Origin of the sequence: Maribacter litoralis, from assembly GCF_902506355.1 — a bacterium.
Taxonomy (GTDB): Bacteria; Bacteroidota; Bacteroidia; order Flavobacteriales; family Flavobacteriaceae; genus Maribacter; species Maribacter litoralis.
The window spans coordinates 26,564-50,912 of record NZ_LR733271.1; the positions used below are offsets into that span (position 1 = coordinate 26,564).

At 36.0% G+C, this 24,349-nt stretch carries 26 protein-coding genes; 17 read left to right on the forward strand and 9 right to left on the reverse strand.

All coding sequences use genetic code 11. The features are described from left to right. The first annotated feature begins 1 nt into the window (after position 1). The 4 genes from EXIGUO8A_RS00125 to EXIGUO8A_RS00140 all read left to right on the forward strand — a co-directional run bounded on the left by EXIGUO8A_RS00125 (position 2) and on the right by EXIGUO8A_RS00140 (position 4,063). Positions 2-1,042 carry an adenylate/guanylate cyclase domain-containing response regulator gene (locus EXIGUO8A_RS00125; RefSeq protein ID WP_159301454.1) on the forward strand — a complete coding sequence of 347 codons (1,041 nt, stop codon included), beginning with the start codon at positions 2-4 and terminating at the stop codon, positions 1,040-1,042. A 23-nt stretch (positions 1,043-1,065) separates the two neighbouring features. Continuing rightward, the gene (locus EXIGUO8A_RS00130; protein WP_236564395.1) at positions 1,066-1,683 is read left to right on the forward strand and encodes a Pycsar system effector family protein; all 618 of its coding nucleotides are present in this window, start codon (positions 1,066-1,068) and stop codon (positions 1,681-1,683) included. 66 nt (positions 1,684-1,749) lie between these two features. Beyond that, complete coding sequence (locus EXIGUO8A_RS00135; protein ID WP_236564396.1) at positions 1,750-3,267, forward strand: M28 family peptidase; 1,518 nt, start codon at positions 1,750-1,752, stop codon at positions 3,265-3,267. Positions 3,268-3,319: 52 nt separating this feature from the next. Then, the gene (locus EXIGUO8A_RS00140; RefSeq protein WP_159301455.1) at positions 3,320-4,063 is read left to right on the forward strand and encodes a DUF6090 family protein; all 744 of its coding nucleotides are present in this window, start codon (positions 3,320-3,322) and stop codon (positions 4,061-4,063) included. A 308-nt stretch (positions 4,064-4,371) separates the two neighbouring features. Here EXIGUO8A_RS00140 and EXIGUO8A_RS00145 read toward each other — a convergent pair whose 3' ends face one another. Both EXIGUO8A_RS00145 and EXIGUO8A_RS00150 read right to left on the reverse strand, forming a co-directional pair. Then, positions 4,372-5,355 (reverse strand): SDR family oxidoreductase, encoded by a 984-nt coding sequence (locus EXIGUO8A_RS00145; RefSeq protein WP_159301456.1) that lies wholly within the window; start codon positions 5,353-5,355, stop codon positions 4,372-4,374. A 38-nt stretch (positions 5,356-5,393) separates the two neighbouring features. Then, entirely contained in the window at positions 5,394-5,774 is a 381-nt protein-coding gene (locus EXIGUO8A_RS00150; protein ID WP_159301457.1) for a glyoxalase superfamily protein, read from the reverse strand. A gap of 139 nt (positions 5,775-5,913) precedes the next feature. Between EXIGUO8A_RS00150 and EXIGUO8A_RS00155 the strand changes: the two genes are divergently transcribed. Together EXIGUO8A_RS00155 and EXIGUO8A_RS00160 are read left to right on the forward strand one after the other, a co-directional pair. Continuing rightward, positions 5,914-7,941, forward strand: coding sequence for a S9 family peptidase (locus EXIGUO8A_RS00155; RefSeq protein ID WP_159301458.1), 2,028 nt, complete (start codon positions 5,914-5,916; stop codon positions 7,939-7,941). Then, positions 7,931-8,779, forward strand: coding sequence for an endonuclease/exonuclease/phosphatase family protein (locus EXIGUO8A_RS00160; protein WP_236564397.1), 849 nt, complete (start codon positions 7,931-7,933; stop codon positions 8,777-8,779). Before EXIGUO8A_RS00155 ends, EXIGUO8A_RS00160 begins: the two co-directional genes overlap by 11 nt. A gap of 80 nt (positions 8,780-8,859) precedes the next feature. Here the strand turns inward: EXIGUO8A_RS00160 and EXIGUO8A_RS00165 are convergent, their stop codons facing one another. Together EXIGUO8A_RS00165 and EXIGUO8A_RS00170 are read right to left on the reverse strand one after the other, a co-directional pair. Beyond that, positions 8,860-9,996: a M23 family metallopeptidase gene (locus EXIGUO8A_RS00165; protein WP_159301459.1), complete on the reverse strand. Its 1,137-nt coding sequence runs from the start codon at positions 9,994-9,996 to the stop codon at positions 8,860-8,862. Between the two features lie 76 nt (positions 9,997-10,072). Next, the gene (locus tag EXIGUO8A_RS00170) at positions 10,073-10,906 is read right to left on the reverse strand and encodes an alpha/beta fold hydrolase (protein WP_159301460.1); all 834 of its coding nucleotides are present in this window, start codon (positions 10,904-10,906) and stop codon (positions 10,073-10,075) included. A 125-nt stretch (positions 10,907-11,031) separates the two neighbouring features. On the opposite strand from EXIGUO8A_RS00170, the gene EXIGUO8A_RS00175 reads away from it, so the two are divergent. From EXIGUO8A_RS00175 to EXIGUO8A_RS00215, 9 genes are all read left to right on the forward strand, one after another. Beyond that, positions 11,032-11,667 (forward strand): FMN-binding negative transcriptional regulator, encoded by a 636-nt coding sequence (locus tag EXIGUO8A_RS00175; protein WP_159301461.1) that lies wholly within the window; start codon positions 11,032-11,034, stop codon positions 11,665-11,667. Between the two features lie 76 nt (positions 11,668-11,743). After that, on the forward strand, positions 11,744-12,238 hold the full coding sequence (locus tag EXIGUO8A_RS00180; protein WP_159301462.1) for a CIA30 family protein: 495 nt from the start codon (positions 11,744-11,746) through the stop codon (positions 12,236-12,238). Positions 12,239-12,340: 102 nt separating this feature from the next. Further along, positions 12,341-12,832, forward strand: coding sequence for a DoxX family membrane protein (locus EXIGUO8A_RS00185; RefSeq protein WP_159301463.1), 492 nt, complete (start codon positions 12,341-12,343; stop codon positions 12,830-12,832). A gap of 150 nt (positions 12,833-12,982) precedes the next feature. Next, positions 12,983-13,348: a hypothetical protein gene (locus tag EXIGUO8A_RS00190; RefSeq protein WP_159301464.1), complete on the forward strand. Its 366-nt coding sequence runs from the start codon at positions 12,983-12,985 to the stop codon at positions 13,346-13,348. Between the two features lie 90 nt (positions 13,349-13,438). Continuing rightward, positions 13,439-14,281: a DUF3347 domain-containing protein gene (locus tag EXIGUO8A_RS00195; protein WP_159301465.1), complete on the forward strand. Its 843-nt coding sequence runs from the start codon at positions 13,439-13,441 to the stop codon at positions 14,279-14,281. A gap of 11 nt (positions 14,282-14,292) precedes the next feature. Continuing rightward, a complete protein-coding gene (locus EXIGUO8A_RS00200; RefSeq protein ID WP_159301466.1) occupies positions 14,293-14,766 on the forward strand; it encodes a DUF305 domain-containing protein in 474 nt (157 codons plus the stop codon). Continuing rightward, positions 14,756-16,990 (forward strand): multicopper oxidase domain-containing protein, encoded by a 2,235-nt coding sequence (locus tag EXIGUO8A_RS00205; RefSeq protein WP_159301467.1) that lies wholly within the window; start codon positions 14,756-14,758, stop codon positions 16,988-16,990. Before EXIGUO8A_RS00200 ends, EXIGUO8A_RS00205 begins: the two co-directional genes overlap by 11 nt. Before the next feature lie 194 nt (positions 16,991-17,184). Next, positions 17,185-17,604, forward strand: a complete 420-nt coding sequence (locus tag EXIGUO8A_RS00210) for a DUF2141 domain-containing protein (protein ID WP_159301468.1) — start codon at positions 17,185-17,187, stop codon at positions 17,602-17,604. Positions 17,605-17,683: 79 nt separating this feature from the next. Beyond that, on the forward strand, positions 17,684-18,619 hold the full coding sequence (locus EXIGUO8A_RS00215) for a LysR substrate-binding domain-containing protein (protein WP_116769440.1): 936 nt from the start codon (positions 17,684-17,686) through the stop codon (positions 18,617-18,619). 2 nt (positions 18,620-18,621) lie between these two features. On the opposite strand, the gene EXIGUO8A_RS00220 is transcribed toward EXIGUO8A_RS00215, so the two are convergent. Together EXIGUO8A_RS00220 and EXIGUO8A_RS00225 are read right to left on the reverse strand one after the other, a co-directional pair. Next, on the reverse strand, positions 18,622-19,035 hold the full coding sequence (locus tag EXIGUO8A_RS00220; RefSeq protein WP_159301469.1) for a hypothetical protein: 414 nt from the start codon (positions 19,033-19,035) through the stop codon (positions 18,622-18,624). A gap of 73 nt (positions 19,036-19,108) precedes the next feature. Continuing rightward, positions 19,109-19,306: a hypothetical protein gene (locus EXIGUO8A_RS00225; RefSeq protein ID WP_159301470.1), complete on the reverse strand. Its 198-nt coding sequence runs from the start codon at positions 19,304-19,306 to the stop codon at positions 19,109-19,111. Between the two features lie 225 nt (positions 19,307-19,531). Here EXIGUO8A_RS00225 and EXIGUO8A_RS00230 point away from each other — a divergent pair, with 225 nt between their 5' ends. Next, positions 19,532-20,719 (forward strand): D-alanyl-D-alanine carboxypeptidase/D-alanyl-D-alanine-endopeptidase, encoded by a 1,188-nt coding sequence (locus EXIGUO8A_RS00230; protein WP_236564398.1) that lies wholly within the window; start codon positions 19,532-19,534, stop codon positions 20,717-20,719. Here EXIGUO8A_RS00230 and EXIGUO8A_RS00235 read toward each other — a convergent pair whose 3' ends face one another. After that, positions 20,720-21,220 carry a peptide-methionine (S)-S-oxide reductase gene (locus tag EXIGUO8A_RS00235; protein ID WP_159301472.1) on the reverse strand — a complete coding sequence of 167 codons (501 nt, stop codon included), beginning with the start codon at positions 21,218-21,220 and terminating at the stop codon, positions 20,720-20,722. 24 nt (positions 21,221-21,244) lie between these two features. After that, positions 21,245-21,826: a GDP-mannose pyrophosphatase NudK gene (gene nudK / locus EXIGUO8A_RS00240; RefSeq protein ID WP_159301473.1), complete on the reverse strand. Its 582-nt coding sequence runs from the start codon at positions 21,824-21,826 to the stop codon at positions 21,245-21,247. Positions 21,827-22,007: 181 nt separating this feature from the next. Between nudK and EXIGUO8A_RS00245 the strand changes: the two genes are divergently transcribed. Further along, positions 22,008-23,576: a M81 family metallopeptidase gene (locus EXIGUO8A_RS00245; protein ID WP_159301474.1), complete on the forward strand. Its 1,569-nt coding sequence runs from the start codon at positions 22,008-22,010 to the stop codon at positions 23,574-23,576. On the opposite strand, the gene EXIGUO8A_RS00250 is transcribed toward EXIGUO8A_RS00245, so the two are convergent. Next, positions 23,577-24,230, reverse strand: a complete 654-nt coding sequence (locus tag EXIGUO8A_RS00250) for a DUF2461 domain-containing protein (RefSeq protein ID WP_159301475.1) — start codon at positions 24,228-24,230, stop codon at positions 23,577-23,579. Positions 24,231-24,349: the final 119 nt, after the last annotated feature.

The following is a 24,349-nucleotide window of genomic DNA, read 5'->3' on the forward strand; positions in this document are numbered from 1 at the left end:
TATGGCAAAAATAATGGTAGTAGATGATGAGACAGATTTAGAAATACTCATCAAGCAAAAATTTAGAAAACAAATACGGCAGAACGAATACGAGTTTGTATTTGCTATAAATGGTAGAGATGCGCTAGAAAAGCTTGGTGAGAATCCCGGTATTGACATTGTTTTGAGCGATATCAACATGCCAGAGATGGACGGTCTTACCCTACTCTCAGAGTTACATGAATCTAGTCCGTTGATTAAAGCGGTCATTGTTTCCGCTTATGGGGATATGGAAAATATTCGTGTTGCCATGAACAGAGGTGCCTTCGATTTTATTACCAAACCCATAAATTTTGAAGATCTTACCATTACCATGGAAAAGACTTTAAAGCATGCCATGGAAATTAGAAAAACGCTGCAAGCCATTAAAGAAAACAATATTCTTAAAATGTATGTTGATGAAAATGTGCTCAATTTTATGGGTGGTCAAGAATATGAGTCAAAAATTATGGCAAATGAAAATATTGAAGGCACCATAATGTTCGTAGACGTTTGCGGATTCACAAAAATTAGCGAAACCACGAGTCCTGACATTGTTGTTTCAATGCTCAATACCTATTTCGATGCCATGGTAAAAGAAATAATGGAGCAAGATGGTATCATAGATAAATTTATTGGTGATGCCGTTATGGCCGTTTTTAGGGGAGAATACCATTTAGACCGTGCCATTGATGCCGCATTGACCATTAGAAATCAAGTCAATAGCCTACCTAAAGAAGAAGGCAAAGAAACATACCAACCAAAAGTTTCTATCGGTATTAAAAGTGGTGAAATGATTTCGGGAAATATTGGTTCCGCTACTCTTAAGCGTCTAGATTACACCGTTATAGGAGATTCGGTAAATACTGCCGCCAGGTTGCAAGATGCAGCAAAAGAAAATCAAATTATTATCTGTGAAAGTTGTTATGAGCAAGTGAAAGAGGCCTTTAAATGTGAAAACTTAGGAAGTATTAATATGAAAAATAAATCGCAACCGCTTACCGTGTACAATGTGATAGAATAGCTTGTGATATTAAACGAAAAGCCATGACCAAACCAACAAACAATAAAAAGGAAAAAAATACTAATAATCAGAATCCATTATCTGCTTTTGAGAAAGGGCTGTTAGATGAACTACAAACCAAGGGACATGCAGAAGAATTAGTAGATCATTATTGGGGCACTATTAATTATGTATCGGGACTCATTAAAGCTTCGGAATTGAAGGCGGGACTTATACTCTCTTTCTACGGTATTATTTTAAACTTCATCTACCAAAGTGCTGTTCCTGTAATGCATTCTGTTTCAAATGCCATTTTGTTCTATATACTAATTGGGCTATGGTTTATAGCTACTGTGGTTTCTATCTTTTACAGTGTACGCTGCTTTATTCCAAAACTTGAAGGAAACTACAGTGATAACGTATTTTATTTTGGAGATGTCATTACCAAGTTTGGCACTATTAAAGAGTTTTCACAGAAGTTTTATGATGTAAGTATCAATGAAAAAGAAGTTTTTGAGCAACTGGGAGAACAGATTTATATCAATTCAAAAATATCCGCATGGAAATTTAGAAACGTTCAACGATCCATATTTTTTTTAGCTATTAGCCTTGTATTACTGCTATTAACAGCAGTTTATTATGGAGTGTTAAGAATTATGTAACTATAGGAATACACCACAATAACACTTAAGTGTATTATTTAAAACTAACATCAAATATCCCATATAATGAATACTATGAAACCTTTACTACTTCTTACAACTTTATGCTTGACCACTCTGATTTTTGCTCAGACAGATTCAGAAAAAGCTGAGATGACCGTTAATAAAGATGAAATTGAGGGGCATATTTATTTTTTGGCCGATGATGCCCTAAAAGGTCGTGCTACTGGATCTCCAGAATTAAAAATAGCTGCATCCTATTTAGCTAATACCTTACGCGGGTATGGTATAAAACCGCATTCTGCAATTAATTCTTACTATCAGAAATTTAATTTAATACAAACCACTGCCCCCAAAATACTTAAGGTTTCTATAAATGGAGAAAACTATCCACACACCATTGCAGTGAAAGCAAAAGCGAATAATCTTTCCGGAGAAGCAATCTATCTTAATTTTGGAATTGAAGAAGATTACAAAGGAGAAGATGTCAACGGAAAACTTATTATAGTAAAAGGTGGAACTTCAGAAGCTTCAGATGCTAGAGCAGTTTATAATGCCCATAAAGAAAAACAGGAATTAGCAATCAAAAACGGGGCAATAGGGTTAATAGAGATGACTTTATTAGAAGAAGATTGGTGGGCCAGGGTTTCTCATTTCATGGAAGAAAGTGTTAAGATACCGGATACTAAAGATGAACAAATGCCAAAACCGGATTTTATTCATCTTTGGGTAAATTCCTCAGCCGATAAACTTGCTACATTCAATAATGCTAAGCTAGCATATGAAATAGAAACTGATGGAATAAAAGAAGAAACCCTAGAAACGCAAAATGTAATCGGTGTTCTAGAAGGTACCGACCCAAAACTAAAAGAAGAATTCATTATGTATTCTGCACATTATGACCACGTGGGTATTGGTAAACCTGATGCTATGGGTGATAGTATTTATAATGGTGCACGGGATAATGCCATAGGCACTACCGCTGTTTTAAATATGGCAGAGAATATTGGAAAGTTTCCAACAAAACGGTCAGCTATATTCATTTTTTTCACGGGCGAGGAAAAAGGTTTATTAGGTAGTCAATATTATGTTGAGCATCCAATATTTCCACTACAGCAAATAGTATATGGCTTCAATACCGATGGTGGAGGGTATAACAATACAAAATTGGCTACCGTAATTGGATTAAATAGAACAACAGCACAAAAACATATTGTTACAGGTGCCGCTACTTTTGGACTAGAAGCCATTGATGACCCTGCTCCTGAACAAGGACTATTTGATCGTAGCGATAATGTAAGCTTTGCAAGTAAGGGAGTTCCAGCTCCTACTTATTCAACTGGTTTTGATGCCTTTGATGATGAAATTAACAAATATTACCACCAGCCCGGTGATGAGGCAGGTGGTTTGGATTATGACTATCTATTGAAATTTTATCAAGGGTATGTGCTCTCTGGAAGATTAATAGCAAACGACCCCGAAACACCTTTTTGGGTGAAAGATGATAAATATGAAGCTGCAGGCAAAGTGCTGTATGGTAAAGTGCTGTATGGTAAAGTTCCTGAAGCTCCTATTAAAAATTGAACCCCCTTTAAAACAAATCAATTTGACGCCAAGAAATCAGAACAATTGACCAATGATTAATTTCTTTAGAAAAATTCGCAGAAACCTGCTCGAAGAAGGCAAAGTCTCTAAGTACTTAAAATACGCCATCGGTGAAATTATTCTCGTTGTTGTTGGAATATTGATTGCATTACAGATTAATAATTGGAATGAGTCTCGAAAAAGCAGAGAAGTAGAACTGAATTACCTCAAGAATATTCAAGAAGATATACTATCGGATTCTTTATATTTTGAAAGGAGTTGGTTTAAAAGAGGTGATAAAAAAATACAAGGCTTAAATAAAACTAAAAATTATTACCTGAACGGTATTATACCAACCGATACCATCACATTTATAAATGATGTAGCTTATGGTGGTATTTATGGCATCGGCAGGCTTACCCCTAATAACAGAACTTATAATGAATTGTCAAGTACAGGTAATATTAGCCTAATCTCAGACCAAGACATTCGTGATGAGATTGTTGCGTACTATTTAAATTTAGAATTCTTATATGAATATGGGGCAGATTCACGTAGTGATTATCCTCATTTTATGAACTCATATAAAGTATTTAACCCTAAATTTCCAGATTCAGTAAGTCCCGCCGAAATCCCCATTCTTTTAAAAATGATGCGTAAGGATAAATTTTACCAACTCACTAATTCAGAATTAACGTATGCGTATTCTATTTTAAGTAGGCTTGAGTATACTAAAAGAGATGCATCACTTCTTTATCAAAGAATAGAAAGTTATTTAGAGTTTCATATAGAGTAGACTGAAGCTAGTTTATACTTACCCATCACCAGCCTCTTTAAGGTGAGGAAATTGAATGTGCATATAATATACTTCTGTCGAATCTTAAATAAATAATTTCTAAGCAGACTCAAAAACCCACCCCTAGCCCCTCCAAGGAGGGGAACAGTTGAAGCATGTATTTATCCTTATCGATAAATTTCACAAGACGATTTCAAATTACATTTTAAATAAATACCTCAATGAAAAACGTGAATCTCCCCTCCCGGGAGGGGATTAAGGGGTGGGTAGTACGTATGGTGAATCAACCTGCTAGAGCTCTCGAAAACCTACAAACCCTTATAAGCCTTCAACACATTCTCTATTTTAGCTTCGGTCTCTTCATCTATATTTTGATGTTCGGGGTTTTCCAATAACCACTTTATTGTCCTTTTAATCCCTTCAGAAAAGGGAATAGTGGCCTTGAAACCAGGTACAAAAGTTTTTATTTTCGTATTATCAAATAAAACACTTTCTGCCTTGTCCGCTAAAAGTGTACCCGTAAATGACGGCTCTACTTTACAAATAAAGTCCGACGCTATATGCACTACTTTTGCTTCTTTCCCTAAAGCATCAGCTAAAATCTTATAAATCATATTCCAGGTCAACACCTCATCTGATGTGATATGAAAAGCGTGTCCTATAGCAGTTTGTAATCCTAACAATCCCACAAATCCTTTTGCAAAATCATCTGAATGTGTCACTGTCCATAATGAAGTTCCGTCGCCATGTATTATAATTTCCTTACCATCCAAGATTCGCTGTGCGGTATTGAACTTATTGAATCCGCCAATAGCAATCGGTATTACGGTGTCATAGGTCAAGGAAGGTCGCACAATGGTAGTCGGGAATCCTTCTTCTCTATACGCCTTCTGTAAACGATCTTCACACTGAATTTTACCTTGTGAATAATCCCAAAGATTATTGTGCAACGGAGTAGATTCGGTAATCACCGGATAACTTAATGGCGTTTGGTAGCACGATGCCGAACTTATAAAGATGTATTGCTTGGTTTTACCCTTAAACAGTTCAATATCGCGTTCTATATCATCGGGAGTAAAAGCTATCCAGTTCACCACCACATCCCACTCGTGCTTTTTCAATTCCGTTAGCTCATTAGGCTTATTGATATCTCCAATTATACTGTGTGCTCCTTCAATTTCAACTTTGGCCTTTCCCCTATTCAATAGGTACAGATCCATTCCCTTGGCTACAGCCAATCTACTACTTGGTGTACTGATATTTCCTGTTCCTCCTATAAATAATACCTTCATTTTTATATTTTAGTTCTGATAATCAATTAAATAACAAGCTACACATCTCTGTAAAATGTTAATCCGTTTTTGAATGGGTCGTAAAAAGCAAACTCGCGAGTACCCCAAGCTGTTTCCCGTAATAACGTATGGGCATGAAAAACGTCTACCCTAGAAAATTCATTGTATAAGGCTTCTATATTTTGCGCAACAATACGTAACAAAGGTCTGTCCATTTCTACATCCCACATTTTTTTATCATGCCATTGAAAATGAATTTCTATATCATCCCTTAAAATACCTGCGTATTTAGGGTTTTTAGCATCATCGGCAAAAGCAATTCTAAAGCCCAATCTATTCACATAAAAGTCTAGTGCCTCAACAACATCCCATACCGGCAGTACAGGGTGAATTTGATGTAAAAAGCCTTTTACTTCCATATTGTGAAAATACAAAAAGTCTAAGGCAATACTTCTAAGAAATTGTTATTTCCTACGAGTTCAAATTAGCTGATCAAGCTATTAAATTTCTACTATTATCATTATCTTCATACCTACATTTCAAACCAAAAACAACACCATGAAAATTCTCTTGAAAACGCTTATTTTTCTGCTGTTTACAACAGTGGGCACTGCTCAAGTATCTTCTAACCTTGAGCTTACCGATATTTTTAATATGGAATATGTTTCTGACCCTCAGATTTCTCCTGATGGTAGTAAAATTATCTACGTTAGAAATTTTAAGGATATTATGACCGATAGAAATTTATCGAATCTTTGGATCATAAATTTCGACGGTACGCAAAACAGACCTTTAACTACCGGTAACCAGAACGACTACTACCCACGATGGTCGCATGACGGTAAAAAAATCATCTTTAAATCGAACAAAGAAGATGAAAAAATGAAATTGTATCTCATGTGGATGGACACTAAAGAGATTGCCCCGTTGACCAACACTCCAAAAGCACCTGGTGCTGTAAGTTGGTCTAATGATGACCGTTACTTAGCTTTTACCATGTTTGTACCAGAGGCAGAACAGTCTATTGTAAAACTACCGGCAAAACCAGAAGGCGCAAAGTGGAATAAACCGCCAACCTATATAGACAAACTAAATTATAGAGGTGACGGACAAGGTTACATTAAAGGCGGACACGATCAAATTTTCACCTTATCTATTGATGGTGGTACTCCAAAACAATTAACGACAACATCGTTTGACCATGGTGCCCCTGTTTGGAGCAAAGATGATAAATCGCTTTATTTCTCGGCAAACTTTAACCCCGATGAGGCTTTTGAGCCTGCAAATAGTGAGGTTTATACCTTAGATATAGCATCTGCCAAAGTTTCGGCTTTAACATCTAGATATGGACCTGATAATTCCCCAAAAGTATCTCCTGATGGAAAAATGATTGCATACACAGGTACCGATGATAAGTTGCAAGGGTACCAGATTACAAACCTTTATGTAATGAATACCGATGGTAGCAACTCAAAATTAATTTCAGGAGATTTTGATCGAGATATTGCCAATGTACAATGGGCAAATGATGGTAAAGGTCTTTATTTTCAGTATGATACGGAAGGGGCTACCAAAATAGGGCATATTACATTAGACGGTAAAGTAACTACCCTTGTTGAAGGACTTGGCGGATTATCATTAGGCAGACCATATAACGCTGGAGATTTCACGGTTTCTAACAATTCAAAATTTGCTTATACTTTAGGTAATACTGAACACCCATCTGACCTTGGAGCTGCTGATAAAAAAGGGTCTAAAAGACTGACTTTCGTAAACGATGATCTTTTCTCATTTAGAGATTTAGGCAAAACCGAAGAAATTTGGTGGGAATCTTCTTTTGACCAGAAGAAAATTCAAGGTTGGGTGGTGACTCCGCCAAACTTTGACCCAAATAAAAAATATCCATTTATTCTTGAAATTCATGGCGGACCATTTACTAGCTACGGTTCTGTGTATAGTGCAGAAATACAGGCATACGCTGCGGCAGGCTATGTAGTTCTTTATAGTAACCCACGTGGTAGTACCAGCTACGGAGCGGAATTTGGTAATCTTATTCACCACGACTACCCTAATCATGATTATGAAGATCTTATGAGCGGTGTAGATGCCGTTATTGAAAAAGGGTATGTAGATACCGATAATTTATATGTCACCGGTGGTAGTGGCGGCGGAGTATTAACTGCTTGGATCGTTGGTAAAACAGACCGATTTAAAGCTGCCGTAGTTGCAAAACCTGTTATCAACTGGACAAGTTTTGTACTTTATGCGGATGGTGCCGCATTTTTCTCAAAATACTGGTTCGGTAAAAAACCTTGGGAAGACCCAGAAAACTATTTTAGACGTTCTCCGTTAATGTATGTTGCCAATGTTACCACACCAACAATGCTGTTAACGGGTGAAGAAGATTACAGAACACCTATAGCGGAATCTGAACAATTCTATACCGCATTAAAGTTAGAAGGTGTTGAAACCGCTATGGTTCGTATACCTGGTGCAGGGCATGGTATTGCGAACCGACCTAGTAATTTGGTCGCTAAAATTGCAAGTGTTCTCGCTTGGTTTGAAAAATATAAAGATGCAGAGTAGCATGAAAAAAGTGGTTTTTGTTCTAACATTCCTCATCTCAACAGCTATACTTTATAGTCAAGAAATAGCTGTTTTGACCTATAATATTAAATATGACAATGTTAATGACACGGTGAATAATTGGAATGATCGTAAAGTTGACATGGTTAAACTCTTAAAGCATTACAAACCAGGTATTATTGGCATGCAAGAGGTGCTACACCATCAATTGACGTATTTAGACGAACAACTTTCTGACTATAACTATATTGGTGTTGGGCGTGATGATGGGAAAGAAAAAGGAGAGTACTCCCCTATTCTATTTAATGCTAAAAAATTTAAGCTCTTACAGAGTGAAACATTTTGGCTATCTGAAACCCCTAACGAAATATCGGTCGGTTGGGATGCTTCTATGGAGCGTATTTGTACGTACGGATTATTTGAAGATGTTGCCACTAAAAAACAATTCTTGGTCTTCAATACGCATTTTGATCATATAGGTACCGTAGCTCGTGAGAAATCTGCCGAACTTATTGTTTCAAAAATAAAGGAGGTCAATAGCGATAAGCTTCCGGTGGTATTAATGGGAGATTTAAATTTAAATCCCTCGACAAAACCTATTCAATTCTTACAGAATGCCCTAACGGATGGTCAACGTAGTACAAAAAAACCGTTCTACGGACCGTCAGGAACATTTAGCGGATTTGACCAAAACCGAGTATTGTCTAACCGAATAGACTACATTTTTGTGGAGAATTTTGAAGTTTTAGAATATATTCATATTGATGATAGAATGGAAAATAACAAACATATTTCTGATCATTTGCCGGTATTTGCAAAGCTTTTAATAGATAAATAATCAACCAAAAATAGAATCACTTAAAAAGCCTCTTAATTTTAAAAATCAAGAGGCTTTTTCTTTATAAATACTAAAATCAATTAAAGTTCAGATACCAGACTTTTGTATATAAAAGCTTTGTTACCGCTTGGTAATTTTATATGTGCCCAATTTTCGGTATATCCTAATAGCGATAATGTATCGTTACGTTTAACTTCACCCAATTTAATACCTGCAACCTCAGGTGCATTTCTAATATTGGCAACCGCTGACGATACTTTCAAAAATTTTGATATACTGATTAACCTTTGAACATCTGGTTTTTCTGTTAGCTTCACAAATGGAAGTGGATTAATTGCGCCTTGACCAGACTTATAAATTCCGAAATGTAAATGTGGTGCCGTGGTACGGGCATTGCCCGTATTTCCTACCAGCCCCAAAGTATCACCGATAGTTACTTTATTGCCCGTTGACACCAATATACTATCTAAATGCGCGTAATAAAGCGATTTACCAAAGAGTCCGGCTCTTAACCAAACTTGTTTTCCGCCTAAGCCCCTTTCTCCTGTAGAACTTACCATACCATCAACTGCAGCTACTACGGGTGTACCTCTTGGTGCAAATATATCTATACCCTCATGACTACGTGCACCGCCATCTCTTACGGCTCCCCAATAGCTGTGTATGGCATTATTATCTTTGCCAAGCACAGGAAAACCAAAACTGGGTGACGTATACATTTGAAAGGTGAACGCCCCTTGAGAATCTAATTCCGGTTGTATGGTAATTTTATAAATTCCAGTTTCATCAATTGGTATTTTGACTTCATTTTCACCCAATTCATTCTGAAATATATCTGTAAAACTACTATCTGGGTTTACTTTAATCAGGTTAATAAAATTTCGAATTCCCAAAACCTTATTTTCTATGGCAACATTGAATATTTCTCCCTCATTTAAAAAAACGGTATAGCTGTACACCGTAATACGTTCTTTATAATATTCCCCGTGTTCAGAATATGGTAGACGTATTTGCAAGCTATCGCCCTTTGCATTTTTAAACGCCAGTTTCCAACTGCTATAACGTAATGAGTCTAAGTTTTCAAATTCTCGCGCATAGAGTTCTCTTGCCGTAGGCTGTACAATTACATCGGCAACTTTTCTAATTTGCTTACAGCTAAACACCATTACCATAAGAAATAGAAAAACACAAGCTTTAATTTTTGTACTTGAACTCATTTATTTTTAAAAACCATTTTTAGAAACGAAAAATCGGACCTTGTTCGGGTCCGATTTACATTTTATTCGTATTAAATTATTTCTTTAAAAAGGAAATTAATATCTCATTTAATTCATCGGGGTGGGTTACATTAAGACCATGAGGAGCTCCCTTAATAACTTCTAATGTACTGTACTTAATACCATCATGTGCTTGTTTTGCAGACGTTTCAATTGGTACGGTTGCGTCGGCATCACCGTGTACAATCAATGTCGGTACCGTAACATTTTCCAACTCTGGTCTAAAATCGGTATGCATCCAAGCTAAAGCTGTTTGTATGGTTGCTCTTGGCGATGCGAATGAAGCAATGGTAAAGTCATAATCCAATTGTGCCTGACTTATTCTCTCCCCTTCATTTTCATCAAAATTGTAAAAACCTTTACTGAATTCTTTTAAAAACCCAACTCTATCTTTTTGCAGCGCATCTATAATTCCCTCCAAAGCATCTTCTGGCACCCCATCCGGATTATCAGATTTCTTTTTAACCAATGGTATTATTGAACTTATCAATGCAGCCTTGGCAATTCTACTAGGTCCGTATTCGGTTAAATAACGAACTACTTCTCCGCCTCCCATTGAAAAACCTACTATGATTGCATCTTTCAATTCCAATTCTTCAATAATTGCATTTAGATCACTTGCCAATGCAGAATAATCATAATCATCCCACGGTGAAGATGATGTGCCAAAACCTCTACGATCATAAGATATACAGCGATAACCTTCCTCTACTATCTTCCATACTTGTTGCTCCCAAGATTTTCTACTTAAAGGCCAACCATGTATTAAAATAACGGGTTGACCGTTACCGTAATCTTCGTAAAATATATCTACTTGTTCTTTTGCTTTTGTATTTGTTATAAATGGCATATTCTTATTTTAAAATTCCATTTCAAGATAACAAGGATCTTATAATTTATGTAGCACTAAACATTAAATAATTGGTTCTAAAAGCAATTACTTAATACCTTTATACTTACCTAAAACCATAGTCCATGTTTATCCCTGAACATTATCAAAACCATAACACTAAAGAGATACATAGCTTTCTAAAAGAAAATAGTTTCGGTATCCTAATAAATACGTTTAATGGCAAGCCTTGGGGTACGCATATTCCTTTAGAATTGAGCAAAAATGGCCATAACAAAGATGTACTTGTTGGGCATATTGCCAAGGCGAACTTACAGAGTAAAAATCTTACTAACGGCGATGAAGTACTATGCATTTTTAATGGTCCGCACAGTTATATTTCTTCTTCATGGTATAAAGCGGAAGAAGTACCTACGTGGAACTACATAGCCGTTCATGTCCACGGTACCGTAAAAATTCAGACATCAGAAGAATTGCTACAATCCTTACATGAGCTGGTAGATAAGTACGAACAACAATCTGAGCACCCTATTTCCTTAAATGACATGTCTAAGAAAACCATGCGGCAAGTGAGCGGAATTATTGGTTTTGAAATTGAAATAACTGATATTCAAGCGGTAAACAAATTATCACAAGGTAGAGAACATGACCACCCAAAAATTATATCTGAACTAGAAAAACAAGGTGCATCTGAAAAAGCAATTGCGCAGGAAATGAAAAAGAGATTACCTGAACAAACTAGTGATCAAGCTAATATTTAATCCTATTGAGTTGCTGTCTCCCATTCTTTTCAGGTAATTTTAACTTGAACATTTTACCCCTAAATATCCTGTAATTATGCATGAAGAAGTAACGATTTTTGAGTTCAATAAAACCAGTAACCGAAAAGAATGGGAATTGGTCAATGATGAAGTCATGGGTGGTCTTTCAATGGGGCTACTACAAATAGATAGTGATGGCAAGGGTATTTTCAGCGGACATGTATCATTAGAAAACAACGGAGGTTTCTGCCTGATCAGGCACGACATTGAACGTATTTCTGTAGAAAACTATTCAAAATTCATTATTAAAGTAAAAGGTGATGGCAAAAAATATGCTTTTCGTTGCAGATCAGGTGAACATCAACGACATACCTATAGTTATAGTTTTAAAACCACCGAAGACTGGCAAACTATTGAGATACCTTTCAATCAAATGGAAGCTGTTTTTAGGGGTGAGGACTTAAAACTACCGAATTATCATGGCGATTTTCTTACTCAAATTGCCTTTATAATTAAAAATGGAGTTGCGGAAGATTTTAAGTTAAAAATCGATAGCATCAAAATCGTGTAAGCCAAACTTGAAGATAGCAAATACCAATAAAACCGCTAGTGATAATAATCATTTTTAATCTGCAAGAAATTAATTAAGTTTAGGTAATCAACCGCCAAAACTATGATTTATCAAATTACATCTTTAAAGAGATTGATAGTCCCTTTTAAAGTAGATGCTCTCTTACCTAATATCTTGATATTAATACCAAGGGTGTTTACCGGATATCTTCTTGCCTTCGTTTTTGCCATTAACAAATTTGGGACACCTTGGACACCTAAATCAATGAATCTTCATTTGTTTGAAGTGGCGGATTGGTTCGTAGACCTTACCAAGGAATTTGGACTACCCTTTACCTTGATGCCCGAAATTTTTGCTTGGTCTGCAGGGCTGACTGAAGCATTAGGCGGTCTATTATTACTAATTGGTCTCAATACCAGAATTACGGCATTCTTTATCACTACCACAATGTTCATTACCATTGCATTTAGACCTTGGGACCAATCATGGAATATAATTCCCACTTTTATGTTTTTCTGCTTAGGGCTATTTTTTATGGGATTTGGTTCTGGCAAATTTGGACTGGATTATTTGATAACCAAGAGATTAGTATAAAAAACAAAGTTGGTATTGCATTAAAGAATGTATCCTTTAAGTTAAAATTTATAGTCCAATAAAACTATTTTAGAACCTAATTATAGCAACTATGCATTAAAAATCTAGTTTGTAGTAATAAAGTAATATATACCTTTGTCACTTAGGTTTATGAAAAACATAACGCACATATTAGTCTTATCTATTATGCTGTTGGTCATCCCCACCAATGCAGCATTTGCGTGTGGAAAATCTACTGAAAAGGAGAAAACCGAAAAATCTTCATGCTCAAAGGAACATAGGGAAACTAAAAATAAATCGTGTTGTGATAAGGAAAATAATGATAATGGTTGCGATGGAGCGTGCGACCACCCAGCTTGTCACTGCCCTACTTCAGTAAATACTACTGTGTTTTATAAAAGTTTAAAAGTTCAATTGAATAATAATTATAAGCCTTTAAACATTGATTGGACCTACGTTCAACATTTTCCTAAAGCAGTTTACCTTTCTATTTGGCAACCGCCAAAAATAAGCTAACACCTTTTTTGACAGCCATAAGTCTGTCTTTTTGAATTCAAGCATACCGCTTGTATTCTTTAGCTTTTAAATTAAACTAAAATTTATAAAATGAAATCATTAAAACATTTAATGGTGGCAATCATTGTATTGTTATCATATACATTGTCCAATGCCCAAACTAAAAATCAAAAAACCGAGACCGTAAAAATTTATGGAAACTGCGACATGTGCAAAAGCACCATCGAAACAGCCGGTAATATGAAAAACATAGCCATTGTAGATTGGGACAAAACAACCAAAATGGCAACCATTTCATATGACAGTTTAAAAACCTCAAAAGAGCAAATCGTAAAACGAATTGCTCTTGCCGGTTATGACAGTGACATATTTTTAGCCCCACAAGACACATATGCAAGTCTACCAAGTTGTTGCCAATATGATAGAGCCGTAACCACTAGTGAAGTGGCAACTAAAGACCATACTATGCATTCCAAAAAAATTATTGATGAACAGGTAATTTCACCACTTTCTGTAGTGTTCAATAACTACTGTGCCCTTAAAAATGCATTGGTAAAAACAGACAGCATAGCTGCTTCAAAATACGCAACAGCACTTTCAACTGCTATTGACCAAGTAGAAATGAATAAGCTTTCAATGGACGTGCATATGGCTTGGATGAAAAACTTGGATAACCTCAAAATGGATACTCAAAATATTGCAGATACAACTGATCCAAATCAGCAAAGACAATACCTTTCTTCGCTTTCAAAAAACTTATACGAAGTAATAAAAATTTCAAAGCAAGAAACGCCTACCTACTATCAATTTTGCCCTATGGCAAATAAGGGCGAAGGTGCAAATTGGTTGAGTAAAGAACAAACTATTGAAAATCCTTACTACGGTTCACAAATGTTGAGTTGTGGTAAAACGGTAGAAATATTAAACAAATAAAAAAATTGATCATGAAAAATTCAAACAATAAAAATAAATACACAACCTTTTTTCTTATGCTAGGCTGCTCATTTGTAGCAATGTACATAACAATGTATTTGAACACTTATACCATAGACCATGTTTACTTTAGCCTAACACGATTTTACATGACGTGCCTGGGCATATCTACAATGGCAGTTATTATGTGGTTTTTTATGCGAAAAATGTATAAAAACAAGAAAAAGAATATCGCAATATTACTCGGCAGTCTAATTCTTTTTAGCACTGCCCTATTTCTAGTGCGTACTCAAAAACCTATTATAGGTGACGTTTTATGGATGGAGGCAATGATTCCCCATCATTCTATTGCCATTTTAACGAGTGAACGAGCAGATATTAAAGATCCGGAGGTAAAGAAACTTTCTGAAGATATCATTGAAGCTCAAAAAAGGGAAATTAAAGAAATGAAAGCAATGATAAAACGTTTGAAAAATGAAGAATAGCAAAACAACCTTAATCCTCTTACTATCTTTCTTTATAAATGAAATTTCAGCTCAAAATGTCGTGAAATATGAATTAACGGTAACGGATACTATTGTCAACTATTCTGGTAAAGAGAAAAGGGCAATTGCGGTTAATGGACAAATACCAATGCCTACTTTGACATTTACAGAGGGTGATATTGCAGAAATTGTAGTTCATAACAAATTAAAAGAAAGTACATCTTTACATTGGCACGGACTATTTCTTCCCAACAAGGAAGATGGTGTACCATACTTAACCCAAATGCCCATACAACCTAATGAAACATTTACATATCGTTTTCCAATTATTCAAAGCGGTACACACTGGTATCATAGCCATAGCGGGTTGCAAGAGCAAATAGGTATGTACGGTTCTTTGATCTTATTAAAGAAAAATAATGATCCAACTTTTAGAAAAGGAATTGACGATTTATCAGCAGTGCCAATTATTTTGAGTGAATGGACAGATTTAAAACCTGAAAACGTTCACCGAATGTTGGCTAACGCAAACGATTGGGCCGCTATTAAAAAAGGAACGACCCAAAGCTATTCCGAAGCTATAAAAGTGGGGCATTTTAAAACCAAATTTAACAATGAATGGAAACGTATGTTGGCAATGGATGTAAGTGATGTCTATTACGACAAGTTTTTAATCAACGGTAAAAATGTTAATCAGCTCTCTCAATTTAAAGCCGGCGACAAAGTGCGTTTAAGAATTTCAAACGGAGGGGCTTCATCCTATTTTTGGTTGAATTATGCCGGTGGAAAAATGACTGTCGTAGCCAACGATGGTAATGATGTGGAACCCGTAGAAGTAGATAGATTGATTATTGGCGTTTCAGAAACGTATGACGTTGTTGTAACCATTCCGAACGAAAATATTGCTTACGAATTTTTGGCAACACCAGAAGACCGTACAGGTTCGGCATCAATGTATTTAGGAAAAGGCAAAATTCAGCTAAAAAGCAGAATGCCAAAATTGAACTATTTTGAGGGAATGAAAATGATGAACAATATGATGAATATGGACGGGAGTATGGACGATATGGGAATGGATATGTCTTACCAGCAAATGGATATGAATACGGTAATGTATCCCGAAATCTCTGGTAATACGGATATCAAAATGGAAAATAAAATGGAAATGGGCGATAACATGGACCATTCCAAACATTCCATGAATGCAAAACCAGATATTATTACATTGAACTACGGCATGCTGAGAGCTCCACAGCCAACAACATTACCAAAAGATGCACCTGTAAGAGAATTACGCTTTGAACTTACTGGAAATATGAACCGCTATGTTTGGAGTATGGACAATAAAGTGCTTTCAGAAGTGGATAAAATCCTCATTAAAAAAGGCGAGAACGTACGTATTACGCTTTATAATAACTCAATGATGCGACACCCAATGCACCTTCACGGACATGATTTTAGAATCTTGAACGGACAAGGAGAAAACGCACCTTTAATGAATGTATTGGACATAATGCCAATGGAAACCGACACCATTGAATTTGCGGCAAATATGGATGGTGATTGGTTTTTTCATTGCCACATACTATATCATATGATGTCCGGAATGAACAGAGTATTTTCAACAGGCGATTATGTAAATCCATATTTACCAGATAAAAAATGGTCATACAACAAATTACAATCCGAAAGCAATAAGTATCATTTTATGGCAGAAAATGACTTTGCCACTAACGGTAATGATGGAATGGTCATGTTACAAAACACACGTTGGAGCATTGGGACAGAATGGCGTTTAGGATATCACGATGAACATGGTTACGAAACGGAAACACATATTGGAAGATATATTGGAAAAAACCAATGGTTTATGCCTTTCGTAGGCTTTGATTGGCGATACCGAAAACAAAACGGAGAAGTTGAAAAAAATATCTTTGGACAAACCAATACAAAAGATCAAAGAGCAGTTTTGAGTTTGGGTGCCGAATATACCTTGCCAATGCTGGTTACATTACAAGGGGAAGTATTCTCCGATGGAAATGTGCGATTTCAATTAATGCGAGAAGACATTCCTATTTCCCCAAGATTAAGATGGGCGTTTATGGTAAATACCGACACAGAATATATGACTGGTTTTAAATACATTGCTACTAGAAATATTGGAATATCCACCCATTACGATAGTGACATGGGGTTTGGATTTGGAGCTACATTAAATTATTGATTTCCTAGTCTCAAAAATAGCACAAGTATAAAATTTGATTCGGGTTAATGGAGAATTCAATCTCTATTAACCCGAGTTTTTACATGATTATCACAATTCAGCATCTGCATTCAACAGTTCAGTGATTAGCTTTTTTAAAAGATATGGTTATAAGACATCTTTGAACCATTCAATTAATCTTAAAACCTTTAAAAATGAAAAAGTTATTATTTACCATTACCGTATTAGCAATGGCATTAACAATGAATGCACAAGAAAACGAAGGCATTACATTAACCGTTATTATTGAAAATGTACTGAACGACGACGGACATATTTTAAGTGGACTTCACACTACTGATACTTTTATGAGAGCAGAAGGAATAAAAACAAGCAAGAACAAAGCCGAAGCTGGCGAGTTGGTGTTAACGTTTGAAAATATTCAACCAGGCGACTATGCTTTTGCTGTATTGCACGATACTAACGATAACAACCGCATGGATTTTGCCACCAATGGCATGCCTACAGAGGATTATGCTATGAGCGGTAATTCAATGCCTATGGGTCCTCCGACATTTATTGACGCCAAGTTCACAGTTACCTCAGAAGACATGGAATTAAGACTACGTTTCTAAGATAAAAACAATCACATATAACAGTTGTAATAGGTCATGATAATGGTTTTTAGTAATTTTATAGCTCTAAATCATTTACATGACCATTACGCAATTACAATATGTTCTAGCTGTTGCCGAATACAAGAATTTTACTTTGGCGGCAGAAAAAAGTTTTGTTACCCAGCCTACTTTAAGTATGCAGGTACAAAAGCTTGAAGATGAGCTTGATATACTTCTTTTTGATCGTAGTAAAAAACCTATCACCATTACTGAAGTTGGTAAAAAAATTGTTGATCAAGCAAAGAACATTGTAAATGAGGCTGCGCGTATAAAAGATATTGTTGAGCAAGAAAAAGGATATATTGGCGGGGATTATGTATTGGGAATCATACCAACAATTATGCCCACATTGTTACCTATGTTTCTTAAAAACTTTATACAGAAATACCCAAAGGTAAATCTGATCATAAAAGAACAAAATACGGAAAGTCTAATTCAAAATATTGAAGACGGACATATAGATGCCGCTATTGCAGCAACACCGTTAGAAGTAGATTTCATTACGGAAAGACCTTTGTATTATGAACCATTTGTAGGTTATGTTCCAAAAGAGCATCGTTTAGGCAACAATAGCCAAATTACACCCGAAGATTTAGATATTGAAGATATTCTACTGTTGCAAGACGGTCATTGTTTTAGAGAAGGTGTTTTAAATCTTTGTAAAACGCCTAAAATAGGCGGAGAACATTTTAGCCTTCAAAGTGGTAGTTTTGAAACACTTATCAATTTATCCAATGAAGGTTTAGGTATGACACTTTTACCTTTCTTGAACACTCTAGAACTTGACGAACAAAAGAAAAGGCATCTTAAGTATTTTAAAGACCCCTCACCAGCACGAGAGGTAAGTCTTATTTATCATAAAAAAGAATTGAAAGTACAGATTACCGAAGCTTTACGAGATGTAATTACCGGTATTGTTCGCGGTGCCATCGCATTTCAAGATGTAAAAATAATTAGTCCGCTGAACAAGTAAAATTACTCCTTATCAAATCTATACAAACACCCCTCAATACAAATACCAGGGTAAGATGGTGATAGCGTTAATCTGGTTTTGCTTTCATTAAAGTCTGCGGTAAAGCCCAAGGTATCTCTTTCTTCTTCTATAATACTATACAAATAAAGCTCTCGCTCAATAATTTCATACGAACCTGAATTGATGGTTTCTTTATTGAAGGTTGTTCTTTCATAATTACCGAATTCATCGAAAATATAGCGGTAACCTTCGTCTACATCTTTCCATTCGGTAGTACCACCTGGGCTTACATAAGATGCCGTCAACAACCACTCTCCTACCAAACCGGTTTCATCTATGGGAATACCATTAGAATCATCGTTCTCGCAGGCAAAAAGTAAAGAAATAAAAATTATAAGGGTAAGTTTAAAACGCATAGTTCTTTTTAAACTAGATGTGGAAATTAAAAAAGGTTGCTCAAAAAAAAGAGCCACTTTACGTGGCTCTAACTTATACTTTTAAATAAACTAAACTTTGTTTTAACTCTGGCTTGTCCGTTATAAAACTTTCTAACCAGACTTTTAATTCTTCTACCTCTTCAGGTAGTAACGTCTGTAAGGCTTTCTTTAATTCTTTACAAAATAGTAAGGTATCAAAACTAACCTTCTTAAGTACTGTTTTACTATACTCTAGCATAGACTTAGACATTTTGTTGTTAGATTAATATGTTCGTTGTTGCATAAAGATAAACAGAAATTCAGAATTAATATTGTTTATTAAAAGTTAAAGTAATATTCTTCATGTTAAATTTTTACGGGTTTCATAATTATTCTATTTTGTACTTTCGAATAGATGAAAAATTTTATACTCATTATTGCCTTGGTTTTACTACTAATTTCGTGTGGTTCAAATAAAAGTTTCATATCAAAAAGCTTGGACAAACATTTAGCGACCTCTTTTTATGAGAACCAATTTACTGGAGTTTTGGTAGTCGATGCAGCATCAAAAGACACCTTGTATAACCGTAGTGCTCAAAAGTATTTTATACCAGCTAGTAACACCAAAATTTTCACACTTTTTGCCGCATTAAAAACACTCCCAAACCAAATACCTGCTTTGCAATACATTGAACAAAACGACACCCTGTATTTTCAAGGTACGGGCGATCCTTCGTTTCTGCATCCATATGTAAAAGATTCTACCGCATTTAATTTTCTAAAGAGCAAAAGTAATGTAGTCTTTACGACGGATAATTTTATGGATACAAAATACGGACCCGGTTGGGCGTGGGACGATTACCAATGGTATTATTCGCCAGAACGTAACGCCTTACCGTTATATGGAAATGTGGTAATGATCAAGAAAAATCCAGAACTAATGGTGTCACCTTCATACTTTAAAGATAGTGTTCTGCTAATTAGCACTACTGAAAACCGGAAAGAGACTTCTAACATATTTTTTTATCCTCCCCAGAAACAAGACACTTTAGAAACACCTTTTATAACCAGCATAGCAACCACTAAAGCAGTATTAGAACAAGTACTAAATAAAAATATTAGCACAAGAGCCAGCATGCCAACAGGTGTTAAAAAAACTTTATACGGCATACAAGCAGATTCACTCTACATTAGAATGATGCACGAAAGCGACAATTTTATAGCCGAGCAATTATTGATTTTGGCTACATCTGAATTAAAAGATACGCTAAACAGCTCTTTTGCTAGAAACCACATCTTAGAAAATGAACTGAGCGATTTAAAACAAGAGCCAAGATGGGTAGATGGCTCCGGTTTATCGAGGTACAACCTATTTACCCCGCAAAATATGGTGCATGTTTTAAGTGAATTGTATACCCTAGTACCTCAAGAACGACTTTTTACAATTTTTCCTGCCGGTGGGGTTTCAGGTACGCTGAAAAATAAATTTAAAGGTGATGACAAACCTTATGTTTATGCTAAATCGGGTAGTTTAAGCAACAACTATTGTTTAAGCGGCTACCTTTTGACCAAATCTGGCAAAACCTTGATTTTCAGCTTTATGAACAATCATTTTAAGAAGGCTACTCGTGATGAAAGAACACAGCTAGAGCGTATGTTACAAACCCTTAGAGACCATTATTAATTAGCGAAGCTTTGCTGATAAATGTTTGTCATATTTCTCTTTCAACATCTTAATTTTAGGTGTAATATGTGTTTTACAAAAAGGTTTCTCGGTATCATTAAAATAGTAATTATGATATCGTTCTTCAGATGATGTAAATGTCCCAAAAGGAAGGATTGCCGTAATTAGTGGTGCGGCAAACTCCTTCTGTACTTGGCTCATAATCTCATCTAACATAGGTTTAATGCCTTGTTCAAAGTAATAGACACCAGATCTATATTTGTTACGCATAGAATGATTTTCTGTGCTTTTATGGGTGTCTAAGTGAATCGCAACTAAATCTTTCAATTCAATAACATTAGCATCATAATGTACAATTACAGCTTCGGAAAAAGCTGTAAGATGTTCTTTTGGCGCAATGAAACCCTGTTCAACTTTTACAACTCCCTTTAGTGACATAAAAACAGCTTCCGTACACCAATGACAACCACCACCAAAGCCGACTTTATGTACATTTTTCATATTCTAAGAGTCGGTTTTAAGCCTTTAAACTAACGCATTCATTTTTGCGTATTGCAGCAACATAATGGTTTTTGCATCTTTAATTTCTCCGCTCGCTACCATCTTCATTGCGTCATCGAAATCTAACTCCAACACTTCAATATTTTCGGTTTCATCTTCGGCTCCACCACCTTCTCCAATCTTCATACTTTCATCATATTCACCAACAAATAGATATAGAATTTCGGTCACCGAACCTGGAGACATATAAGTTTGAAACACCTTCTGTACGTTACTGATTTTATAACCTGTTTCCTCTTCCGTTTCTTTACGCACGCAATCGGCAGGATTATCACCATCTAAAAGTCCCGCACAAACCTCAATCATCATGCCATCATCATTACCATTCACGTATGTTGGCATTCGAAATTGTCTCGTAAGCACAACGGTCTTCTTTTTAGAGTTATATAACAAAATAGCTGCTCCGTTACCCCTATCATAGGCTTCACGCTCTTGTGTTTCCCAGCTACCATCTGGTTTTTGATATTTATAGGTGTATTTATTGAGTGTATACCAGTTATCTGATAACAACTTCTTCTCAACGTCTTTTATACTTCCGTTTTTCAATGATAATGATTTATAATTTCATCATAAAGATAAAACAGAAGAACCTAAAACAAATAGAAATAAACTACGTCTTTAATATGCTAACATTAATAGCTTCAAAATGGTCATCTAGCAAAAACTCTTGCTATCTAAAATTCTTTTTATTTATCTTTTCGATACGAACTCTAAATAACCGACTACCTTGAAACCATTTTACATTTACTTCATATTACTTCTAGCACTAATTACATCTTGTAAAGAGGACCAAAACACTAATAGTACCAAAGATTTGCCCAAAATAGCCATCGCCGGTTTGGGTATTGAAAGTAGTACGTTCTCCCCTGCCCTTTCTACAGAAGAGTCGTTTCACGCCAAAGTAGGCGACTCGGTGTTTACGAGATATCCATTTTTACAGCCAGATTCGCTAAACAGAAAGAGAGCAGAATGGGTGCCAACACTAGTTGGTAAATCTTTACCTGGTGGCACGGTAACGCTTGAAGCCTATGAGTCATTGGTGACTAAAAGTTTGAAGCTCTTGGAAGAGAACAAACCGTATGACGGACTTTTTTTTGATATTCATGGCGCAATGAGCGTTGTTGGCTTAGATGACCCAGAAGGTGATCTAATAATGCGTATTCGTGAGGTAATAGGAGATGACGTGCTAATTTCAACATCGATGGATTTACATGGCAATGTATCTGAACGATTGGCAAAACACACCGATTTGATTACGGCTTACCGTATGGCTCCCCATGAAGATGCCATTGAATCTAAAAAGAGAGCGGTCACCAATTTGATAGATCGTCTTGAAAGCGGTAAAGGAAAACCTGCATTTAAAGCATGGGTTCCTGTACCGATTTTACTACCCGGTGAAAAAACGAGTACCCGTATTGAACCCGGCAAAAGTCTTTATGCAAAAGTACCTACCGTGGCAGACCAAGAAGGGGTAATCGATGCTGCCATATGGATCGGTTATGCCTGGGCGGATGAACCACGTAACCATGCCGTAGTAATGGTTACTGGTGATGACAAAGATAAAGTTGCACAAGGTGCCGAGAGATTAGCGCAAAGCTTTTGGGATGTACGTAATGAGTTCGAATTTGTAGCGCCTACTACGACTCTGGAGGAAAGCTTAAAACTTGCTTTGGCAAGTGATAAAAAACCCTATATGATAAGCGATATGGGCGATAACCCAACTGCTGGAGGTGCTGGCGATGTAACGTGGACACTTGAGCAATTATTGAATAGACCTGAATTTGCATCTAAAAATGGTAAATCTCTTATTTACGCCTCTATACCCGGACCTGAATTTGTAGAAAAAGCCAAAGAAATCGGTGTTGGAGGAAAAATTAAAGCAGAAGCCGGTGCTGCAGTAGATGATAGATTTGCCGGTCCTTTAACCTTAGAAGGGACTATTACCGCCATAAAAGAGGGCGATGTAAATGCCGAGATTGAAGTAGTGGTGAAAGTGGGCAATATTGATGTTATAGTTACCAAAAAACGAAAGCCCTACCACCACCTTAGCGATTTTACCAATTTAGGCTTAGACCCTAAAAACACAGACATTGTGGTGGTTAAAATTGGATATTTAGTTCCTGAATTATATGATATGCGTGGAGATTGGACTATGGCTCTAACCCCTGGCGGAGTTGATCAAGATTTAAACAGATTAGGCTATAAAAGGATTAAACGACCTATGTTTCCATTAGACAGTACCATGAGTCAGCCAAATTTAAAACCTAGATGGATCCCTGCTGCGAACGCTGAATGATCAAACTGAAATAGCTTTGTTTAAATAGCGCCTAAAGGGTAACATTTCTAAATAGTACTCAACCAATTGATCATCAAAATCACTCTTGTGGGTGTCATTGGTTGAAAACTCTCTGGCTACAGCAAAGGTCTTGTTTTTTAGTAATTCTATATGCTTATGATTTTTGGTAAATCCTTTTGGTGCGTTGGTAAGCTTAACATCTTCATATAGTCCTCCAAAACAAGTTTTGAAGGACTTTTTATTTAAGATTTTCACTAATTCTTCTCCGTCATAATCAATGGCATCGCGAACACTTCGTAATACTTTTGGCTCTGGCCTCCATAATCCGCCGGCAAAAATGCATCGGTCTATGCCCAGTTCAAAATAGAAATCCGCCGTTTTTGGCTTCTTGTCGAATCCCGCTCCAAAATGGTCTTTGTATACGGGCTTATTCGGATGAAACATTAAATTATTATTGATTCTATTAATCCCTTTTTTACCGGGCGTATCATAATATTCATCATCAATAGCAGCTAATCTACTATTCATACTATTTAACCATTCTATATACTCATCACGAACTTGCTTGTACCATTTACGATTGGCATCCATCCATTCCTTAGAATTATTCTTCTGCAATTCTTTAAGAAATTCAATTTGATTTTTAAAACTCATTCGTTGGTTCGCGGTTGTTAGTTGTTGGAAAATTAAAATACAAACTCAAGCTCAAAAATCAAACTCAAATTCAAATTCATATTTATATCCTAATTAGTACTTCATACTTCCTATTTAAA

Bases quoted from the DNA above. Each gene is read 5' to 3' on its own strand.
- EXIGUO8A_RS00125 (WP_159301454.1), top strand. From the start codon at position 2: ATGGCAAAAATAATGGTAGTAGATGATGAGACAGATTTAGAAATACTC.
- EXIGUO8A_RS00130 (WP_236564395.1), top strand. From the start codon at position 1,066: ATGACCAAACCAACAAACAATAAAAAGGAAAAAAATACTAATAATCAG.
- EXIGUO8A_RS00135 (WP_236564396.1), top strand. From the start codon at position 1,750: ATGAATACTATGAAACCTTTACTACTTCTTACAACTTTATGCTTGACC.
- EXIGUO8A_RS00140 (WP_159301455.1), top strand. From the start codon at position 3,320: ATGATTAATTTCTTTAGAAAAATTCGCAGAAACCTGCTCGAAGAAGGC.
- EXIGUO8A_RS00145 (WP_159301456.1), bottom strand. From the start codon at position 5,355: ATGAAGGTATTATTTATAGGAGGAACAGGAAATATCAGTACACCAAGT.
- EXIGUO8A_RS00150 (WP_159301457.1), bottom strand. From the start codon at position 5,774: ATGGAAGTAAAAGGCTTTTTACATCAAATTCACCCTGTACTGCCGGTA.
- EXIGUO8A_RS00155 (WP_159301458.1), top strand. From the start codon at position 5,914: ATGAAAATTCTCTTGAAAACGCTTATTTTTCTGCTGTTTACAACAGTG.
- EXIGUO8A_RS00160 (WP_236564397.1), top strand. From the start codon at position 7,931: ATGCAGAGTAGCATGAAAAAAGTGGTTTTTGTTCTAACATTCCTCATC.
- EXIGUO8A_RS00165 (WP_159301459.1), bottom strand. From the start codon at position 9,996: ATGAGTTCAAGTACAAAAATTAAAGCTTGTGTTTTTCTATTTCTTATG.
- EXIGUO8A_RS00170 (WP_159301460.1), bottom strand. From the start codon at position 10,906: ATGCCATTTATAACAAATACAAAAGCAAAAGAACAAGTAGATATATTT.
- EXIGUO8A_RS00175 (WP_159301461.1), top strand. From the start codon at position 11,032: ATGTTTATCCCTGAACATTATCAAAACCATAACACTAAAGAGATACAT.
- EXIGUO8A_RS00180 (WP_159301462.1), top strand. From the start codon at position 11,744: ATGCATGAAGAAGTAACGATTTTTGAGTTCAATAAAACCAGTAACCGA.
- EXIGUO8A_RS00185 (WP_159301463.1), top strand. From the start codon at position 12,341: ATGATTTATCAAATTACATCTTTAAAGAGATTGATAGTCCCTTTTAAA.
- EXIGUO8A_RS00190 (WP_159301464.1), top strand. From the start codon at position 12,983: ATGAAAAACATAACGCACATATTAGTCTTATCTATTATGCTGTTGGTC.
- EXIGUO8A_RS00195 (WP_159301465.1), top strand. From the start codon at position 13,439: ATGAAATCATTAAAACATTTAATGGTGGCAATCATTGTATTGTTATCA.
- EXIGUO8A_RS00200 (WP_159301466.1), top strand. From the start codon at position 14,293: ATGAAAAATTCAAACAATAAAAATAAATACACAACCTTTTTTCTTATG.
- EXIGUO8A_RS00205 (WP_159301467.1), top strand. From the start codon at position 14,756: ATGAAGAATAGCAAAACAACCTTAATCCTCTTACTATCTTTCTTTATA.
- EXIGUO8A_RS00210 (WP_159301468.1), top strand. From the start codon at position 17,185: ATGAAAAAGTTATTATTTACCATTACCGTATTAGCAATGGCATTAACA.
- EXIGUO8A_RS00215 (WP_116769440.1), top strand. From the start codon at position 17,684: ATGACCATTACGCAATTACAATATGTTCTAGCTGTTGCCGAATACAAG.
- EXIGUO8A_RS00220 (WP_159301469.1), bottom strand. From the start codon at position 19,035: ATGCGTTTTAAACTTACCCTTATAATTTTTATTTCTTTACTTTTTGCC.
- EXIGUO8A_RS00225 (WP_159301470.1), bottom strand. From the start codon at position 19,306: ATGTCTAAGTCTATGCTAGAGTATAGTAAAACAGTACTTAAGAAGGTT.
- EXIGUO8A_RS00235 (WP_159301472.1), bottom strand. From the start codon at position 21,220: ATGAAAAATGTACATAAAGTCGGCTTTGGTGGTGGTTGTCATTGGTGT.
- EXIGUO8A_RS00250 (WP_159301475.1), bottom strand. From the start codon at position 24,230: ATGAGTTTTAAAAATCAAATTGAATTTCTTAAAGAATTGCAGAAGAAT.